Here is a 15,579-nt window from a genome sequence, read left to right on the forward strand (position 1 = left end):
ATGACAAAACGTTCATACTACTGTGGAGATGTAACAGAACAAGCAACTGGCGAAACAGTTCTATTAAAAGGGTGGGTTCAAAAGCGCCGTGATTTAGGCGGATTAATTTTTATTGATTTACGCGACCGCGGCGGAGTTGTGCAAGTTGTATTTAATCCTGAAAAATCTGCTGAAGCGCTAAAAATTGCTGAAGATGTACGTAATGAATTCGTACTGGAAGTGCAGGGAACTGTTGTAGCTCGTGAAGAGGGAACCGTTAACCCGAACTTAAAAACAGGTAAAATTGAAGTTCACGCTGAGCAAATTACGGTGTTGAATAAAGCCAAAACACCTCCTTTTGCCATTGCGGATCAAACCGAAGTATCAGAAGATGTTCGATTAAAATATCGTTATTTAGATCTTCGACGTTCTGAAATGTTTAACACGCTTAAAATGCGCAATGACATTACAAAAACAATTCGCGACTTCTTAGATCAAAATGACTTTTTAGATGTTGAAACACCTATTTTAACAAAAAGCACGCCAGAAGGTGCACGTGATTATCTTGTGCCGAGCCGCGTACACGAAGGTGAGTTTTATGCTCTTCCTCAATCACCGCAAATCTTTAAGCAGCTGTTAATGGTAAGCGGAGTTGAGCGTTATTATCAAATTGCTCGCTGCTTCCGCGATGAGGACTTGCGTGCAGATCGTCAGCCTGAATTTACTCAAATCGATATTGAAACATCATTTTTATCTCAAGAGGACATCATGACAATGACGGAAGAAATGATGTCTAAAGTAATGAAGCGCGTAAAAGATTTAGATGTAACGACGCCTTTCCCGCGCATGTCATATGATGAAGCGATGAGCCGCTATGGTTCAGATAAGCCGGATACACGTTTTGAAATGGAGCTAGTCAACTTATCAGAGCTTGTGAAAGACTGCGGGTTTAAAGTATTTAGCGCAGCAGTTGAAAACGGCGGAGAAGTAAAAGCGATTAACGTAAAAGGTGCCGCTTCTAGCTATTCACGTAAAGATATCGATGCTTTAACAGAGTTCGTGAAAATTTACGGTGCTAAAGGGTTAGCATGGCTGAAAGTTGAAGCAGACGGCTTAAAAGGACCAATTGCAAAATTCTTCAACGAAGATGAGCAAAAGCAATTTGCTGAAGCTCTTCAAACGGAAGAAGGAGATTTACTTTTATTTGTAGCTGATAAAAAGTCAGTTGTAGCAGATGCACTTGGCGCTCTTCGTCTAAAGCTTGCAAAAGAACAAGGGATTATTGATGAAACGAAATTTAACTTCCTATGGGTAACAGATTGGCCTCTTCTTGAGCATGACGAAGAAGACAACCGTTACTACGCGGCTCATCATCCATTCACAATGCCAGTTCGTGAAGATTTACCAATGTTAGAAAGCGATCCTGGACAAGTCCGTGCACAAGCATATGACTTAGTGTTGAATGGTTACGAACTTGGCGGAGGATCTTTACGTATTTATGAGCGTGATATTCAAGAAAAAATGTTTAAAACGCTTGGATTTACATTAGAAGAAGCATATGAGCAGTTCGGTTTCTTACTTGAAGCATTTGAATACGGTACTCCTCCTCACGGCGGAATTGCGTTAGGTCTTGACCGTTTGGTTATGCTTTTAGCAGGACGTACAAACTTGCGCGATACAATTGCCTTCCCTAAAACAGCAAGTGCAAGCTGTCTATTAACAAACGCACCTGGTGAAGTAAGTGAAGCGCAATTAGATGAGCTGCATTTGCAGGTAAAAAAGCAAAAAACAGAAGCGTAATCGATTAAACCATCTGTTAAATCGAGCCTGTCACTGGAGCACGACAGGCTCGATTTTTTTTGTTTTACTTATTAATTGCAAAGTGATTTTTTCTGTGATAAGATACTTTCAAGAACTAAATAGTCCTGATGTGTTCGTCCTTAATCCAGTTTTGACCGAACAATTTTTTGCTTGGGAGCTCGGAGTTTTTAACGAGCGTACATGCCTCATCTCGAGGACTTACAATGGTTAAAGCAGAGCACCCACCTGCCGAGAGCGGGTTCAAAACGAAGGCACTCGAGACGGCACGATCGGGACTAGCATACATATAAGAAATCCTCTATGTAATGATTTGCATAGAGTTTTTTTATGGAGAAATATCGAATGCTCATGTTCGTTTTGCTAAAAATATGGTATAGTCAATTTCGTTGTTTATTTGAATTAATCATACACGTTGGTGTATTTAATAGAGGAGTGTTTTAACATGTTGCATCAGTTTTCGCGTAATGAACTGGCGATAGGAAAAGAAGGGTTAGCTACTTTAAAAGGCAGCACGGTTGCTATTTTAGGGATAGGAGGAGTAGGGTCGTTTTCTGCTGAGGCTTTGGCTCGGTCAGGAGTAGGTCGTTTAATTCTTGTAGATAAAGACGATGTTGATATTACAAACGTAAATCGTCAAATTCATGCGCTGCTTTCGACGGTAGGTCAGCCCAAGACAGAATTAATGAAACAGCGTATTTTGGATATTAACCCAGACTGTGACGTCGTTTCTCTTCAAATGTTTTATACGGAAGAAACGTATGAAGAGTTCTTTAGTTACAAACCGGACTTTGTAGTGGATGCATCCGATACGATTTCGTATAAAATTCATTTAATGAAAGAATGTTTAAAACGTGATATTCCGATTATTTCAAGTATGGGTGCTGCGAATAAAATGGATCCAACACGTTTTAAAATTGCAGACATTTCAAAGACGCATACAGATCCGATTGCAAAAGTGGTTCGTACTCGTCTGCGTAAAGAAGGAATTCGCAAAGGAATTAACGTCGTTTTTTCTGATGAACGTCCAATCGTTATTCGCGAAGAAGTTCGCAAAGAAGTAGGAAACGATCAAGCGCAAATTCGAAAAGCGAAAATGCCCCCATCTTCTAATGCTTTTGTTCCATCTGTAGCGGGATTAATTATGGGCGGTCATGTTATCAATGAATTATTAAGTAATATTAAGATTCGCCGCGTAGGTGATCAATAAAAAGAAGGCTATTGCAGCCTTCTTTTTTTTATGGAAATATCTGTTCTATTTATGCTTTGGATGGAATCTTCTGTTTGATATGTATAAAAAGTACTAATAAATTGAAAAATATGGCTTGATGGTGAATTTACACTGTAGTAAAAAAAGAGATTTATGTAAATTTATTTAACGCTTTATTTACATAAAATTTACGTTTTGGCTTTCTTTCTGTTGTATCTTCTACAGTAATATTCAGAAAGTCTTATATATCAAGGGTTTTGATAGAAATAAGAAAAAATAAACCCCAAATAAGTAAGTTTACAGTAACTTAAAATTCACTTCATATAAAGACAACAATCTACTCGTATAATGTGTCTTGTACCTGTTGTTCGAGTACAAAGGACTAGTACTAATTACACATATATTTATTGGAGGGTAATGTAATGAAAACAAAGGGTTTTAAAGTAACATTAGCAGCTTTTTTAATGGTAGGAGCACTAGCAGCATGTGGTAAAGACGGAGCAAGCAACGACAGTGGTTCGGGCAGCAAAGAAGAAGTGTCAGGTACGTTAACAGCGGCGGGATCTACAGCTTTACAACCACTTGCAGAAGAAGCAGCGAATGGAATTACGGAAAAATATCCAAACCTTTCAGTAACGGTACAAGGTGGAGGTAGTGGAACTGGTGTTAACCAAGTAGCATCAGGAGCAGTTGACATTGGAAACTCTGACGTTCCAGCAGCCGATAAAATCGAAGATAAATCAAAAGCAGATAAACTTGTCGATACGAAAGTAGCGGGCATTGGGTTCGCACTTGTTGTAAATAAAGATGTAAAAGTAGAATCGTTAACAAAAGAGCAAATTCAAAAGATTTTCTCTGGTGAAATTAAAAACTGGAAAGAAGTTGGCGGAAACGACGAAAAAATTAACGTAATCAACCGTCCAGCATCATCTGGTACACGTGCTACATTTGAGAAAACATTAATGGGTGACGCAAAAGTAAATGACAGCGTTGGTACAGCTCAAGATTCAAACGGAGCGGTTGAACAATCAGTAAACTCAACTCCAGGAGCAGTAAGTTACCTTGCTATGTCGTATTTAATTGGCGATAAAAAAGAAAGTTTAAAAATGCTTAATATTGATGGTGTGGAGCCAACAACAGAAAATATTGTTTCTAAAAAATATCCGTTCTGGTCTTATGAGTACATGATTACAAACGGTGAGCCAAAAGATGGTGCAAAAGAGTACATTGATTATGTATCTGGTAAAGACTTTGCTAAGCAAGTAGAAGATATGGGCTATATCCCAATGACTGAATTCAAAAAATAAAAGTGTTTTTAAAAAGAATAGGGCTGACTAACACAGTCAGTCTTATTCTATTTGAATGTTAATAAAGTATATAGCAAATAAAAAGAAAAGCGAATATATACTGAATATGTAAGGAGACAGAGCGATGAAGGGGAAAAAATCCATTAATTATGTAAAAAGCGAATACATTGGCCGTACGCTTTCTACATTTTGCGGTATTTTAATTGTACTTGTTACGTTAGCTATTATCGTATTTATTTGTGAAAAAGGCATACAGTCATTTTTACAAAGCAATATATCAATCGGTGAAATGTTGACTTCAACAAAATGGAGCCCAAACAATAAAGAATACGGGGCACTTGTGTTTATTCTGGGTTCAATGCTTGTATCAATCGGAGCCGTTATTATAAGTGCTCCAATTGGAATTGCTATTGCCATTTTTAACAACTATATTTCGCCTAAATTTGGGTCAACGGTTTTACGACCGGTTTTAGAGCTTTTAGTCGGAGTTCCTTCAGTGGTATACGGCCTTTTAGGGGTTACCATTTTAGTGCCGCTTCTTCGCGATAACTTCGGCGGAGTGGGCTTTAGTTTGATTGCCGGAATTATTGTCTTAAGCGTCATGATTCTTCCGACAATTGCAAGTATTGCTGACGATGCAATTCGAAGCGTAGCACCTGAATATTTAGAAGCTTCTTATGGACTAGGTTCAACAAGATGGCAGGCAATTAGCCGAGTTATTATTCCATCTGCTAAAACAGGTATTTTAACAGGTATCGTGTTAGGGCTTGCCCGTGCATTCGGAGAAGCGCTAGCTGTGCAAATGGTTATCGGAAATACGGTTAAGCTTCCTGAAAGCTTATACAGCCCAACGGCAACATTAACAGGTATTTTAACAATGGATATGTCTAATACGTTAAACGGAACGGCATGGAATAACGCATTGTGGACGTTAGCCATGATTTTACTGCTTATTTCTTTCGTGTTCATTTTAATTATCCGAGCAATTGGGAAACGAGGTGCTCATCAATGAGAAACAAAAATGCACGCACAGTAAATAATATATGGACAGGTATTTTTTATGGCATTGCCGCTCTAGTTGTGGCGCTATTAGTGTATTTAGTTGTTGAAATTATCGCCAAGGGCTGGGGATTTTGGGATCCGAACTTTTTATTTGGAAAGCCAAGCAATACGATGGCAGGTGGTGGTATTGGACCGCAGCTGTTTAACTCGTTTTACATGCTTGTTTTAACGCTGATCATTTCTATTCCTCTTGGTTTAGGAGCTGGAATTTACTTAGCGGAGTACGCGAAGCAAGGTCGTTTCCTAAATTTCGTCCGCTTATGTATTGAGACAATGGCGTCATTACCGTCCATTGTAGTTGGTTTATTTGGATTATTAATTTTCGTCACATTTTCAGGCTGGGGCTATACGCTTATCGGCGGAGCACTTGTGATTACAATTTTAAATTTACCGGGTTTAACGCGCGTATGTGAAAGTGCGATTGCATCTGTTCCTGCGAGTGTAAAAGAAGCGAGTTTAGGCTTGGGTGCGACTAAATGGCAAACAATTGTCAAAGTAGTGATTCCATCAGCAATTCAACAAATTATCACGGGCGTTATTTTAACAGCGGGACGAATCTTTGGAGAGGCAGCTGCGCTGATTTATACAGCTGGCTTAACGACGCCGATGTTAAATTCAAATGCCGACTTAACGAGTCCTGTAAACCCGTTTAATATTTTTCGACCAGCGGAGACGCTTGCCGTCCACATTTGGAAATTAAACTCTGAAGGAATTGTACCTGATGCGAGATTGATTGCAACAAAGTCAGCTGCTATTCTAATCATTATGGTTCTGTTGTTTAATATCATCGCTCGTTTAGTAGCAAAACTTTTAGACAGCTACTTTAAAGGTTCAACAAAAACGAAAAAACGAAAAGACGTTAAAAGTGCAGCTTAATAGATAAAGACAAAAAAGAAAATGGCTTTGAAACTGAGCAACAGTTTCAGCCATTTTCTTTTTTTAATGTCTCTAAACGATTGAAAACTTTTGAAAAGTATTTTTCTTGTCCATTTTGTTTAGGATGAAAATATTGTTTGTTTTTGATGCGATCCGGTAAATACTGTTGAAGGACCCATCCGTTATCAAAATCATGCGGGTATTGATATTCAACGCCTCGTCCAAGGTTCTCTGCTCCTTTGTAATGAGCATCCTTCAAATGAATGGGAACGTCGCCGGACAACCCTTTTTTAATATCACTTATCGCTTCATCTAATGCTTTGTAAGCAGCGTTGGACTTCGGTGATAGGCAAAGCTCAATAACGGCGTTTGCAAGCGGGATGCGTGCTTCTGGAAGTCCTAATCGCTCAGTTGCTTGAATAGCTGCTAGTGTCCTCATGCCGGCATCCGGATCAGCTAGTCCAATGTCTTCATAGGCAATGACTAAAAGGCGACGATTGATGCTGATCAAGTCTCCTGCTTCAATTAGCCGTCCCAAATAATGAAGAGCGGCATTTACGTCGCTCCCGCGAATCGATTTTTGAAAAGCCGATAATACATCATAGTGAGCGTCACCATTTTTATCATGTGAAAAATACTTTTGCTGCAGACATTCTTCTGCCGTTTGTAAGGTAATAACGATTTTACCATCGCTTTCACTTGTTGATAAAACAGCTAGTTCCAGAGCATTCAAAGCCGAGCGCACGTCACCGTTACAGCTGTTGGCAAAGTGGTTCATGGCGTCATCTTCTACGGCAATTTTTCTATCCCCAAATCCATTGGATGAGTCGTTGAGTGCTCTTGTTAGCGCCATTTTGATATCATCTGGCGTAAGAGATTTTAATTCGAAGATTTGGCATCTGCTTCGAATAGCAGGATTAATCGCGTGATAAGGATTGCTTGTTGTCGCTCCGATTAGAATGATCATGCCGTTTTCTAAATAAGGAAGCAAAAAGTCTTGCTTGGCTTTGTCAAGGCGATGAACTTCATCTAGCAGAAGAATTACTTTGCCTGACATTTTGGCCTCTTCGGCGACAATTTCCATATCTTTTTTATTGTTTACAACGGCATTTAACTGACGAAACGCCGTGTTGGTTGTTTTTGCAATAGCTGTCGCAATTGTTGTTTTCCCGACGCCTGGAGGCCCATATAAAATCATCGAGCTTAAGTGATTTGCTTTTACCATTCGATAAATCATTTTATCTTTGCCAACTAAATGCTGCTGCCCGATAACGTCATCTAAATGAGTCGGACGCATTCGAAATGCGAGAGGTTTTGTAGACATGTTTTTCTCCTTTCTTTTCTTTCACTGTATCACAAGAGGTGAATAGGTGGTGGAAATTTATCTTATAGGCATAGTATGTTATAATATCAACAGTTACGTTTGCAAGAAACGCGTATAGAGAAGTTCATATAGCTTAGTAAAAAACGACTCATCACAGCATTCAGTGACAACGTGAGGGTCTTATTTTTTTCATAAATAAAAAAAGTGTATTGAAGGAGTGTATCGTATGAAAATTTCAACAAAAGGACGCTACGGTTTAACGATTATGATTGAGCTTGCGAAGCGCTTTGGAGAAGGTCCTATCTCGCTTAAAACTATTGCTCAAACGCATGATTTATCTGAACATTATTTAGAGCAGCTTATTTCACCGCTGCGTAACGCTGGGCTTGTAAAAAGCGTGCGCGGAGCTTATGGAGGTTACATCTTGGCACATGAACCTGCTAATATTACTTCTGGCGATATTATTTCCGTTTTAGAAGGTCCTATTAGTCCTGTAGAAGGAATTGAAGATGAAGAGCCTGCAAAACGCGAGCTGTGGATTCGTATTCGAGATGCAGTTAAAGAAGTGCTAGATAGTACAACGCTTGAAGATTTAGCAAATCATTCTGATGATGATCAAGCGTCTTATATGTTTTATATTTAATAATGAGCTAGGAGGCGTTTATTTTGGAACGTATTTATGTTGATCATGCAGCAACGTCTCCAATACATCCAGCAGTCGTTGAGAAAATGACGACTTTTATGCATGAGTACTTTGGAAATCCGTCTAGTATTCATCACTACGGGCGGGAAAGTCGACGCTATTTAGACGAAGCTCGCCAAACGATTGCAGCAAGTATTGGAGCACACGAAAATGAACTGATTTTTACAAGTGGTGGGACAGAAGCAGATAATATGGCACTGATCGGAGTCGCTCTTGCAAACCGCCATAAAGGAAATCATATTATTACCACGCAAATTGAACACCACGCTGTGCTTCATACGTGTGAATATTTAGAAACACAGGGCTTTGAAGTGACTTACCTACCAGTTAATGAGTACGGACAAGTATCTGTGGATGAAATAAAATCAGCCCTAACGGATCAAACAATTCTTGTGTCGGTGATGTTTGGAAATAATGAAGTAGGTGCTATTCAGCCAATTGGAGAAATTGGAGTTCTATTAAAAGAGCATGGAGCATATTTCCACACGGATGCAGTGCAAGCTTATGGATTAATTCCGTTAAATGTGCAACAATTAGGTGTCGATCTTTTATCCGTTTCGGCTCATAAAATTAACGGACCAAAAGGGATGGGCTTTTTATATGCAGCTGCTCACGTTTCACTGTCTCCTTTGCTATTTGGAGGAGAACAAGAGCGCAAACGACGAGCTGGAACTGAGAACATGACAAGTATCGTCGGGTTTGAAGAAGCTGTGAAAATTTCGCAACAAACGCTGCAAACACGTGCAGATGAATATAGAAGATACAAAGAAATAATGGTAGCTGTGTTGAAAGAAGAAGGTATTTCATTTGAAATTAACGGACATCTTGAAAATGCTCTGCCACATGTGTTAAATTTATCATTTCCAAAAACAAATGTTGAATCGATGCTCGTAAATTTAGACTTAGCAGGAATTGCGGCATCGAGCGGTTCAGCTTGCACAGCGGGAGCAATCGATCCTTCTCATGTGCTTGTTGCTATGTTTGGAAAAGGGTCTGAGCGTTTAACAACTTCTATTCGATTTAGCTTTGGCCTAGGAAACTCTGCTGAGCAAATTGAAAAAACCGCACGTCAAACAGCAAACATCGTTAAGCGACTAACGATGTAAATAGCAGCCATCAGTAGGGTCTTCATCCCTCACTGATGGTTTGTGTCGTTTCTTTCGCTTTTTAGCGAACAATTTAATTAAAATGAAGAAAACGGAGGTGGCGAAGTTGACAAAATCACCTAAAGATACACGTGTAGTAGTCGGAATGAGCGGAGGCGTTGATTCATCTGTAGCAGCTCTTTTATTAAAACAACAAGGATACGATGTGATCGGAATCTTTATGAAAAACTGGGACGATACGGATGAAAACGGAGTTTGTACTGCGACTGAAGATTATAACGATGTTATTCGCGTATGTAATCAAATTGGTATTCCCTACTATGCAGTCAACTTTGAGAAACAATATTGGGATAAAGTATTCACCTACTTTTTAGATGAATATAAAGCAGGTCGTACACCGAATCCTGATGTAATGTGTAATAAAGAAATTAAATTCAAAGCCTTTTTGGAGCATGCAATGACGCTAGGAGCAGACTATCTAGCGACAGGACATTATGCACGCGTTGCGTATCGTGACGGGGAGTATAAAATGCTTCGAGGCGTAGATGGAAATAAAGATCAAACGTATTTCTTAAATCAATTAGGACAAGATCAGCTTTCAAAAGTAATGTTCCCAATTGGAGAAATTGAGAAATCAAAAGTGCGTGAAATTGCAAAAGAAGCAGGCCTTGCTACAGCAACGAAAAAAGACAGCACAGGTATTTGCTTTATTGGCGAACGCAACTTCAAGGAATTTTTAAGTCAGTATCTTCCTGCTCAGCCAGGTGTGATGCAAACGCTTGACGGCGAAGTGAAAGGCAAGCATGACGGCCTTATGTACTACACGATTGGTCAACGCCATGGTTTGGGTATCGGAGGCAGCGGCGAACCTTGGTTTGTAGTTGGAAAAGATTTAGAAAAAAACGTTTTATACGTCGATCAAGGCTTTCACAATGAGCTGCTTTATTCTACATCTCTTACAGCAACAAATGTCAGCTGGGTAAGCGACCGTGACTGGTCGTCACCAATGACGTGCACAGCAAAATTCCGCTATCGTCAAACCGATTCAGCAGTAACCGTTGAAAAAGTCGATGATGATACAATTAAAGTTATTTTTGCTGAACCCGTGCGGGCAATTACGCCAGGTCAAGCAGTTGTGTTTTACAAAGATGACGAATGTCTTGGCGGAGCAACTATTGACAAAGTATTTCAAGAAGAAGAGCAAATTTGGTACGTATAATTTATATAAGCAAGAACGAAAAACCTCAGCTGTATATAGCTGAGGTTTTTCTATGATATACTTTACTTATTGGGTAAACTAATAACTTACATATTCTAGATTTTCATGATGTGAAAATCTTTTAAATCATAACTAAAACAGTGGAGTGAACGAAAAAATGACAGATAAAAATCAGCTAGGAATTCAGTATATGCAGGAAGGGAAATTTGAAGAGGCTGCTAAAACATTTTCAGAAGCAATTGAAGATAATCCAAAAGATCCAATTGTGTATGTAAATTTTGGCAATTTGTTAGCGGCTGTTAGTGAGATGGATCGTGCTTTGAAATTTTATGAACGTGCGATTGAATTAGATGAAGAAACGGCAACAGCGTATTACGGAGCAGGAAATATTTATTTTAATGCAGAGCAGCTTGAGCAGGCAAAGCACTACTTTGATTTAGCAATCAAAAAAGGCTTAGATTCATCCGATGCCTACTTTATGCTTGGTTTAACGCTGTTTCATATGGAAGAAATTCGTTTTGCGATGCCTTATCTGCAGCGAGCGGTAGAACTAAACGAACATGATGTAGAAGCAAAATTTCAGTACGGTCTTTGTTTAGCACAGCTCGAAATGGTAGATGAAGCGATTGCTGAATTTCTTAAGGTAGTAAATCAAGAGCCAGAACATGCCGATGCTTTCTATAATTTGGGCGTAGCGTATGCCATGAAAGATGATAAGGACAAAGCAATTGAGATGTTAGATGAAGCTTTAAACGTGCAGCCAGATCACGTAATGGCCGCAAATGCTAAACAAGTTCTGTCTACATTAGAACATTAAGAAAGCGGGTAAAGGAAGGATAACATGAACGAAGAACTAGTGAACCCTTCACAGCCAGAACGTCATTATATAAGCGGCACGTCAATTGTAACGGTTTTTCATAACGAAGAAAACTTATATAACGTTACGCGGATACGGATCAAAAAAACAAATTTAGAGATTGAAGATAAAGAAACGGTCGTTACAGGCTATTTTCCTAAGCTTAATGAAGATGAATTATACACATTTTACGGGGACTTCAAAGAGCATCCAAAGTTTGGTCTGCAATTTCATGTTGAGCAATTTAAAAAAGAACTTCCGCAATCAAGGCAAGGGGTTGTTCAGTACCTATCAAGCGATTTATTTCACGGAATCGGTAAAAAAACCGCTGAAAATATTGTGGACGCTCTAGGAGAACGCGCTATTTTTCGTATTTTGCAAAATGAGTCCGTGCTAAAAGAGGTTCCGAGGCTTTCAGCCGACAAGGCAGAGGCTTTAGTAACGCAGCTTCGTGAACATCAAGGGTTAGAAGAAGTAATGGTAAAGCTGACAGACCTCGGGTTTGGACCGCAGCTTTCGATGAAGATTTTCCAAGCGTACAAACAAGAAGCGCTTGAAATTGTTCAAAATAATCCTTATCAGCTCGTAGAAGATATTCAAGGTATTGGTTTTAGCAGGGCTGATGAACTTGGAAAGAGGCTTGGTATGGCAACCAACCATCCTGATCGTTTGCGTGCAGGTATTTTATACGTGATTGAGCAAGAATGTAATCAAATGGGACATGTATACGTCACGGCAGATCAGCTGTACGGAAAAACAGCAGAGCTTCTTCGAAAAAGCAGGCATGAGAATCTGTCTGAAATGGATCTTACAAGAGAAGTGGACGCATTAAAAGCAGACAAAAAGCTTATCATTCAAGACGAAAAAATTTATTTTCCGCCCCTTTTCTATGCTGAAAAAGGGCTGGTTAAAGCTATTCAAAAAATTATGGCCCAAACGCAATACGAAGAGCAGTTTCCAGAATCAGAATTTTTACTAGCTTTAGGTGAACTAGAAGAGCGATTAGACGTGCAATATGCACCGTCTCAGCGCAAGGGCATACAAACTGCTTTAATGTCTCCAATGCTTCTTTTAACAGGTGGACCAGGTACAGGGAAAACAACGGTTATTAAAGGAATAGTCGAACTCTATGCAGAACTTCACGGATGTTCGTTAAATCCAGGGGATTATAAAAAAGATGAAGCTTTTCCTGTTTTACTTGTGGCACCTACTGGACGCGCTGCTAAACGAATGAGCGAAGCGACCGGACTTCCGGCAGTTACGATTCACAGATTATTAAAATGGAACGGACAAGAAGGATTTGACCATAATGAGGAGAATCCAATTGACGGAAAGTTATTGATTGTGGATGAAGTATCGATGGTAGATTTGTGGCTTGCTCATCAGCTGTTTAAGTCTCTTCCTGCTAATTTACAGGTTATTTTAGTTGGAGACGAAGACCAGCTTCCTTCAGTAGGTCCGGGACAGGTGTTAAAAGATTTACTGAGTTCAGAAGTAGTTCCTACCGTCCGTCTGACAGATGTATACCGGCAAGCGGAAGGGTCGTCGATTATTGATTTGGCTCATGAAATAAAAAAAGGAAAGCTTCCGGAAGACTTATCGAGGCAGCAAGGAGATCGTTCCTTTATTCGCTGTCACGGACAGCACATCACGAATGTCGTGCAACAAGTTTGCGGGAATGCGTTAAAAAAAGGCTATACGGCTAAAGATATTCAAGTTCTAGCTCCTATGTATAAAGGTCCTGCAGGGATTGATAAACTGAATGAAGTTCTTCAGGAATTATTTAACCCGGCTTCTGAGCAAAGAAGAGAGCTTAAGCACGGAGATATTACGTACCGAGTCGGAGATAAAGTGCTGCAGCTTGTAAATCAGCCGGATAGCAACGTATTTAACGGAGATATGGGAGAAATCGTCTCAGTTTTCTTTGCCAAAGAAAATACCGAAAAACAGGATATGCTGGTTATTTCATATGAAGGAAACGAAGTAACTTATACAAAGCAAGACTTTAATCAAATAACTCATGCATACTGCTGTTCCATTCATAAATCGCAGGGAAGTGAATTTCCCATTGTTGTGCTTCCAATTGTCAAAAGCTATTACCGGATGCTGCGACGCAATTTACTTTATACCGCCGTTACGCGAAGTAAACAGTTTTTAATTTTATGCGGCGAAGACGAAGCGTTTCAGCTTGGAGTCAGCCGGAATGAAGACAGCATTCGACAAACGAATTTACAGCCCCTGCTTCGAGAAAGCTTGGATAACGACATAGAAGATCCCGAAATTCCATTTATGAAAGATGCAAATATTGGGATGGAAAACGTTACGCCGTATGATTTCATGTAACCTTTCGCATGCTAACAAAGAGTTAAATAAACTCCTTTGTTGCCATCCTTCTTTGCTAATTGTCAGAAAATAAAGTATGGGCGTGAAAAAAAGTGGACATAATGCGTTTATATAAGTAGAACGTATAAAGAGGTGTCGACTTTGTTTAAATGTCCAAACTGTAAAAGTATTGACGTTGGCAAAATTGGTGTAAATCAGTATTACTGCTGGAATTGTTTTATTGAAATGACTATTTCAAAAGGACAAATTAATACTCACCAAGTAGAAGAAGATGGAACATTGAGCTCGCTTGATGATTTGTTCTCAGATGACGAGCGCACAATCAATTTCTAATTCTTTTTTACCGGGAGGAAGAGCAATGGGCAGAATCATTCCGTCAGTAGTCGCTTTCGGTCTTGGAGCTTATGCATTTAAAATGGCAGATGATCGAGAGATGTTTACAAAAAGAAATATGAAAAAAATGCGTAAACGTATGATGAAAGCTATTCACTAATAAAAAAGCACTATTGCACTAAGCTGCAATAGTGCTTTTTTGCAGGCAGAAGATACAACTGCATGTATAAACTCCTTTCTTTATCAAAAAATAGAAGAGAGGAGGAGTTTACGTTGAAAGATAGTTCATTCAAATGGTTCTATAGATTCGGACTGCTGTTATTAGCACTGCTGTGCATATTAGTCTTTTTTAAAGTCCAGTTTTTATGGCTGCCTGTTATTTACATGTTTTTAAAAGCACTGCTGCCTTTTTTTATTGCAGCATTCATTACATATTTACTTCATCCGCTTATTGAAAAAACGCATGATAAAGGCGTGCCTCGTCCTCTAGCTATTTTACTGATCTACATTATCTTTTTTGGAGGAATCGGGTTCGGAGCCTATAAGTCGTATCCTATTTTTGTGGAACAAGTAAAAGATTTAAATGAACAGCTGCCTCATTTTACGAATACATATAGACATTGGGTAGAATCGATTCATGATCGTACAACTTCACTTCCAAACGGTGTACATGAGAAAATTGAAGGCAGCATTGATGATGTAGAGGCTACGCTCAACGTGTGGCTTACAAAAGTGGCGGAAGGATTAAAATCATTGATTACCTCTTTTTTGATTTTAATCATTATTCCATTTATTGTTTTTTATATGCTGAAGGATTTTTCCTCTATTAAGAAAGCAACAGCTTATGTCACACCTAAAAAGTGGCACAAACCAGGCGAACGTTTTTTATCGGATGTGAATGAATCGCTTGGCAATTATATTAGAGGACAATTTTTTGTTTGTCTCATTATTGGTGTGATTGCCACAGCAGCACTTTGGTTCTTTCATGTACCTTATGCACTTCTTTTAGGCTTTATTATTGGCGTAACGAATATCATTCCGTATTTTGGCCCGATTATTGGTGCGGTTCCAGCAGCTATTATTGCAGCAACTATCTCGATAAAGTTGGTTATTACCATTGTCATTATTATCTTTGTGCTGCAGTTTCTAGAAGGAAATGTGCTGTCTCCGCTTATCGTAGGAAAGAGCCTTCATATTCATCCTTTGTTTATCATGCTTGCGCTCCTTTTAGGAGGAGAGTTTGGAGGAGTATTGGGTCTCATTTTGGCTGTGCCAATTTTAGCAGTCGTTAAAATATCTATTTTGCATATTCGCTCTTATACGCTCAAACATTGACAAAGAGCGGTTAATTTGTCATAATATCGCCATAAGAAAACGCTACATATTTTGAACACAATGATGGATCGAGTACGTTGCACACTGGTTTTTAGAGAAGGGCTTCCT

At 39.2% G+C, this 15,579-nt stretch carries 14 protein-coding genes and 1 other RNA gene; 14 read left to right on the top strand and 1 reads right to left on the bottom strand.

Annotated elements, in window-relative coordinates:
• The 6 genes from aspS to pstA all read left to right on the top strand — a co-directional run bounded on the left by aspS (nt 1) and on the right by pstA (nt 6,252).
• Nucleotides 1-1,779 (top strand): aspartate--tRNA ligase, encoded by a 1,779-nt coding sequence (aspS, locus tag SCI76_RS17405; protein ID WP_013059303.1) that lies wholly within the window; start codon nt 1-3, stop codon nt 1,777-1,779.
• A gap of 119 nt (nt 1,780-1,898) precedes the next feature.
• Nucleotides 1,899-2,080: non-coding RNA, 6S RNA (ssrS, locus tag SCI76_RS17410), on the top strand.
• Between the two features lie 162 nt (nt 2,081-2,242).
• Nucleotides 2,243-3,007 (top strand): ThiF family adenylyltransferase, encoded by a 765-nt coding sequence (locus SCI76_RS17415; RefSeq protein ID WP_028411687.1) that lies wholly within the window; start codon nt 2,243-2,245, stop codon nt 3,005-3,007.
• A gap of 422 nt (nt 3,008-3,429) precedes the next feature.
• Complete coding sequence (locus tag SCI76_RS17420) at nt 3,430-4,314, top strand: phosphate ABC transporter substrate-binding protein PstS family protein (protein ID WP_033579664.1); 885 nt, start codon at nt 3,430-3,432, stop codon at nt 4,312-4,314.
• Nucleotides 4,315-4,438: 124 nt separating this feature from the next.
• Nucleotides 4,439-5,326 (top strand): phosphate ABC transporter permease subunit PstC, encoded by an 888-nt coding sequence (pstC, locus tag SCI76_RS17425; RefSeq protein ID WP_013059300.1) that lies wholly within the window; start codon nt 4,439-4,441, stop codon nt 5,324-5,326.
• A complete protein-coding gene (gene pstA, locus SCI76_RS17430; RefSeq protein WP_025750576.1) occupies nt 5,323-6,252 on the top strand; it encodes a phosphate ABC transporter permease PstA in 930 nt (309 codons plus the stop codon). Before pstC ends, pstA begins: the two co-directional genes overlap by 4 nt.
• A 46-nt stretch (nt 6,253-6,298) precedes the next feature.
• On the opposite strand, the gene SCI76_RS17435 is transcribed toward pstA, so the two are convergent.
• Nucleotides 6,299-7,576: a replication-associated recombination protein A gene (locus SCI76_RS17435; RefSeq protein WP_028411685.1), complete on the bottom strand. Its 1,278-nt coding sequence runs from the start codon at nt 7,574-7,576 to the stop codon at nt 6,299-6,301.
• A 226-nt stretch (nt 7,577-7,802) separates the two neighbouring features.
• Here SCI76_RS17435 and cymR point away from each other — a divergent pair, with 226 nt between their 5' ends.
• The 8 genes from cymR (at nt 7,803) to SCI76_RS17475 (ending at nt 15,471) form a co-directional block, all read left to right on the top strand.
• On the top strand, nt 7,803-8,219 hold the full coding sequence (gene cymR, locus SCI76_RS17440) for a cysteine metabolism transcriptional regulator CymR (RefSeq protein ID WP_013059297.1): 417 nt from the start codon (nt 7,803-7,805) through the stop codon (nt 8,217-8,219).
• A gap of 23 nt (nt 8,220-8,242) precedes the next feature.
• Nucleotides 8,243-9,385: a cysteine desulfurase family protein gene (locus SCI76_RS17445; protein WP_028411684.1), complete on the top strand. Its 1,143-nt coding sequence runs from the start codon at nt 8,243-8,245 to the stop codon at nt 9,383-9,385.
• A 106-nt stretch (nt 9,386-9,491) separates the two neighbouring features.
• Nucleotides 9,492-10,604 carry a tRNA 2-thiouridine(34) synthase MnmA gene (gene mnmA, locus SCI76_RS17450; RefSeq protein WP_028411683.1) on the top strand — a complete coding sequence of 371 codons (1,113 nt, stop codon included), beginning with the start codon at nt 9,492-9,494 and terminating at the stop codon, nt 10,602-10,604.
• A gap of 157 nt (nt 10,605-10,761) precedes the next feature.
• Entirely contained in the window at nt 10,762-11,421 is a 660-nt protein-coding gene (locus tag SCI76_RS17455; protein WP_013085089.1) for a lipopolysaccharide assembly protein LapB, read from the top strand.
• Nucleotides 11,422-11,445: 24 nt separating this feature from the next.
• Nucleotides 11,446-13,803 (top strand): ATP-dependent RecD-like DNA helicase, encoded by a 2,358-nt coding sequence (locus tag SCI76_RS17460; protein ID WP_407544055.1) that lies wholly within the window; start codon nt 11,446-11,448, stop codon nt 13,801-13,803.
• Between the two features lie 141 nt (nt 13,804-13,944).
• The gene (locus SCI76_RS17465) at nt 13,945-14,136 is read left to right on the top strand and encodes a hypothetical protein (protein ID WP_013059292.1); all 192 of its coding nucleotides are present in this window, start codon (nt 13,945-13,947) and stop codon (nt 14,134-14,136) included.
• Between the two features lie 25 nt (nt 14,137-14,161).
• On the top strand, nt 14,162-14,296 hold the full coding sequence (locus tag SCI76_RS17470) for a YrzQ family protein (protein WP_013059291.1): 135 nt from the start codon (nt 14,162-14,164) through the stop codon (nt 14,294-14,296).
• A gap of 113 nt (nt 14,297-14,409) precedes the next feature.
• Nucleotides 14,410-15,471: an AI-2E family transporter gene (locus SCI76_RS17475; RefSeq protein ID WP_048019728.1), complete on the top strand. Its 1,062-nt coding sequence runs from the start codon at nt 14,410-14,412 to the stop codon at nt 15,469-15,471.
• Nucleotides 15,472-15,579 lie beyond the last annotated feature (108 nt).

Origin of the sequence: Priestia sp. HNGD-A6 (genome assembly GCF_045784335.1) — a bacterium.
In the GTDB taxonomy this organism is placed as follows: Bacteria; Bacillota; Bacilli; order Bacillales; family Bacillaceae_H; genus Priestia; species Priestia zanthoxyli.

Bases quoted from the DNA above. Each gene is read 5' to 3' on its own strand.
- aspS (WP_013059303.1), top strand. From the start codon at position 1: ATGACAAAACGTTCATACTACTGTGGAGATGTAACAGAACAAGCAACT.
- SCI76_RS17415 (WP_028411687.1), top strand. From the start codon at position 2,243: ATGTTGCATCAGTTTTCGCGTAATGAACTGGCGATAGGAAAAGAAGGG.
- SCI76_RS17470 (WP_013059291.1), top strand. From the start codon at position 14,162: ATGGGCAGAATCATTCCGTCAGTAGTCGCTTTCGGTCTTGGAGCTTAT.
- pstA (WP_025750576.1), top strand. From the start codon at position 5,323: ATGAGAAACAAAAATGCACGCACAGTAAATAATATATGGACAGGTATT.
- pstC (WP_013059300.1), top strand. From the start codon at position 4,439: ATGAAGGGGAAAAAATCCATTAATTATGTAAAAAGCGAATACATTGGC.
- SCI76_RS17420 (WP_033579664.1), top strand. From the start codon at position 3,430: ATGAAAACAAAGGGTTTTAAAGTAACATTAGCAGCTTTTTTAATGGTA.
- SCI76_RS17435 (WP_028411685.1), bottom strand. From the start codon at position 7,576: ATGTCTACAAAACCTCTCGCATTTCGAATGCGTCCGACTCATTTAGAT.
- SCI76_RS17460 (WP_407544055.1), top strand. From the start codon at position 11,446: ATGAACGAAGAACTAGTGAACCCTTCACAGCCAGAACGTCATTATATA.
- cymR (WP_013059297.1), top strand. From the start codon at position 7,803: ATGAAAATTTCAACAAAAGGACGCTACGGTTTAACGATTATGATTGAG.
- SCI76_RS17455 (WP_013085089.1), top strand. From the start codon at position 10,762: ATGACAGATAAAAATCAGCTAGGAATTCAGTATATGCAGGAAGGGAAA.